This is a genomic window from Mycobacterium sp., from assembly GCF_049281135.1.
Taxonomy (GTDB): domain Bacteria; phylum Actinomycetota; class Actinomycetes; order Mycobacteriales; family Mycobacteriaceae; genus Mycobacterium.
Map to the genome: position 1 here is coordinate 1 of NZ_JBAPRN010000842.1, position 2,666 is coordinate 2,666.

A 2,666-nucleotide genomic window follows, 5' to 3' on the forward strand; every position below is an offset into this window, starting at 1 on the left:
GACTGGTCGCGCACCGTCTTGGCCCGTCGCATTGCGGCGGGCGGGCTGGTGGTACTGGCCGGCGTTGCCGCGTTGCGGCCCGATCCCGACGGCGACCGCGCGCGTGTCGTGGTGGCCGCGCGTGACCTCAGCCCCGGCAGCCCGCTGACCGCCGATGACCTCCGACTCGAAACTCGTTTGGTCCCAACAGTTCCCGATGGATCGCAATCGGATGTGGGCGCGGTCGTCGGCTCGACGCTGGCTGGGCCGGCGCGGCGTGGCGAAGTGCTCACCGATGTCCGGCTGCTGGGCCGCCGGCTCGCTGAGTCGGCCGCGGGGCCCGGTGCCCGGATAGTGCCGGTGCATCCGGCGGACAGCGCACTGATCGACCTGGTGCGACCGGGTGATGTCGTCGACGTCGTGGCCGCGTCGGAGAACAGTACACAAGCCAACCCGCACGTCGTCGCCACCGACGCGATCGTGGTGTCGGTCTCGGCAAAGCAGAAAGCGCAGACCGCGACCAATGAGCGGGTGGTACTCGTCGCGCTGCCGGCCACCTCGGCCAACGCGGTCGCCGGCGCCGCCTTGGTGCAGACCGTCACGCTTACGCTGCACTGAGTGTTGGCCGGATAAACAGCAAACTCTCGCACGGCCAGGCCGACTCGGCTAGCTTTTTCGTAGGCTCGAGTCGCTTTGTGGCATACCCACTGCAGAAAGGACATCCCGATGTTGAAGGGTTTCAAGGAGTTTCTCGCACGCGGCAACATCATCGACCTGTCTGTAGCGGTGGTGATCGGTACCGCGTTCACCGGTTTGGTCACCAAATTCACTGAAAGTGTCATTCAGCCGCTGGTCGACCGGATCGGTGCCGGCGGAAAGTCCGACGTCGGGATCTTGAAAGTCAGTCTCGGCGGAAACCAGTTCATCGACTTCAACGTCGCATTGTCCGCCGCCATCAACTTCATCATCATCGCGGCCGTGGTGTACTTCTTGGTCGTGCTGCCCTACAACACGCTGCGCAAGCGTGGTGAAGTCAAGCAAGCCGAGGACACCGAACTCTCACTGCTTACTCAGATCCGGGATCAGCTCGCCGAATCAGGCAACGGCTCAGGGCATCACTCCGCCAACGCCCCGGAAAGCGCCACCATCGAGGACAGGTAGCTCCCAGCCGGCGCCTCAATTGTGGTGTGGGGGCACGTTGTCCCGCAGCCACTGCTCACGATCGTCGGCGTCTCGACTGGCATGCGGATCACGCTCGTCTGACGACTCTTGCGGGAGCTCTGTCCCGAATACCCGGCGAATCGCCCCCGGGTCGTCACCGGCCGGCCTGCTCAGCGTCAGATCTCCAGGCTGGAGAGTTGCCCGATGATCTGGGCCGCCAACGGATTCAGCGTCGCCATACCGTCGCGCACTGCGAATCGCGAGCCGGCGAGATTGACCACCAGAGTGCTGCCGGAGATGCCGGCCAAACCGCGTGACAGGCCCGCTTCGATGATGCCTGCGGACAGCCCCGACGCACGGATGGCTTCGGCGATGCCGAGAACTTCGCGGTCGAGGATGTCCAGCGTCGCTTCGGGGGTGACGTCGCGGGGAGTCACGCCGGTGCCGCCGACGGACACGACCAGGTCCACTCCCCCGATCACCGCGGTGTTGAGCGCGTTGCGGATCTCCACCTCGTCGCCGGCGACGGCTATCACGCCGTCGACAACGAACCCGGCTTCGGTGAGCAACTCGGTGACCAACGGACCGCTGTGGTCCTCGTCCCCGTGGGCGGTCCGATCGTCAACAACAACGACAAGTGCCCTGCCGACCAACTCCGCGCGCTCTTCCATGGTTGCAACCGTATATCTGGACTCCGACCACGGCGCGGCGGCTCTCATCACTGCTGGGCCTTGCCCAACGTGACCTGGACCTTCTTGGTTTGACCAGACGGGTCCTTGTAGGTCAGCGTGACTTTGTCCCCTGGCGCCTTGGATCGCACGGCCGCGACCAACGCGTCGGCACTGTTGACGGTGCGGTCGTCGACCTTGGTAACCACCACGTTGCCGGGCATACCGGCGGCTGCTGCGGCGCCGTTGGGCACCACCTCGACAACCTTGGCGCCGGGCGTTTCCTTGTCGTTGGTGACCTGCACGCCCAGCGAGGCGTGCTGCGCGGTGCCGGAACTGATCAGCTCGTCGGCGATGCGCTTGGCCTGATCCACCGGAATCGCAAAGCCGAGGCCGATCGAGCCGCTCTGCGCGTCCGGCGAGTCACCGCCCAGGGTCGCGATCGCCGAGTTGACACCGATCAGCTGTCCGCTCATGTTGACCAACGCGCCTCCGGAGTTACCGGGGTTGATCGCGGCGTCGGTCTGAATGGCGTCGAGCACGGTGTTCTGGTTGCCCGACTCACCGGTCGTCGAGACCGGGCGGTTGAGCGAGCTGACGATACCGGTCGTCACCGTGCCCTCCAGGCCGAGCGGCGAACCGACCGCCATCACCGGCTGGCCGACCCGAAGGTTGGCCGACGATCCGAGGCTGATCGGTGTCAGCCCCGAAATGCCTTGCACGCGAACCACGGCGATGTCGGTGGTGGGGTCAGTACCGACAACGGTGAACTCCGCGGTGCGACCGTCGGAGAACGTCACCGTGGTCTTCGGCTTGGCACCGGCAGGCGGGGCAGGCTGGTCGGGATCGGGGCCCGGG

4 protein-coding genes are annotated in these 2,666 nt (G+C 65.9%); 2 read left to right on the forward strand and 2 right to left on the reverse strand.

All coding sequences use genetic code 11. The features are described 5' to 3' along the window. Together WAN02_RS33500 and mscL are read left to right on the forward strand one after the other, a co-directional pair. Nucleotides 1-597: SAF domain-containing protein (locus WAN02_RS33500; protein ID WP_422269654.1), on the forward strand; the 597-nt coding region annotated here is incomplete at its 5' end. Between the two features lie 108 nt (nucleotides 598-705). Further along, a complete protein-coding gene (mscL, locus tag WAN02_RS33505) occupies nucleotides 706-1,140 on the forward strand; it encodes a large-conductance mechanosensitive channel protein MscL (RefSeq protein ID WP_422269655.1) in 435 nt (144 codons plus the stop codon). A gap of 176 nt (nucleotides 1,141-1,316) precedes the next feature. On the opposite strand, the gene WAN02_RS33510 is transcribed toward mscL, so the two are convergent. Continuing rightward, entirely contained in the window at nucleotides 1,317-1,859 is a 543-nt protein-coding gene (locus WAN02_RS33510) for a MogA/MoaB family molybdenum cofactor biosynthesis protein (RefSeq protein WP_422269656.1), read from the reverse strand. Beyond that, nucleotides 1,859-2,666 (reverse strand): S1C family serine protease (locus WAN02_RS33515; RefSeq protein WP_422269657.1); only part of this gene is annotated, 808 nt, incomplete at its 5' end. The genes WAN02_RS33510 and WAN02_RS33515, both read right to left, overlap by 1 nt.

Bases quoted from the DNA above. Each gene is read 5' to 3' on its own strand.
- mscL (WP_422269655.1), top strand. From the start codon at position 706: ATGTTGAAGGGTTTCAAGGAGTTTCTCGCACGCGGCAACATCATCGAC.
- WAN02_RS33510 (WP_422269656.1), bottom strand. From the start codon at position 1,859: ATGAGAGCCGCCGCGCCGTGGTCGGAGTCCAGATATACGGTTGCAACC.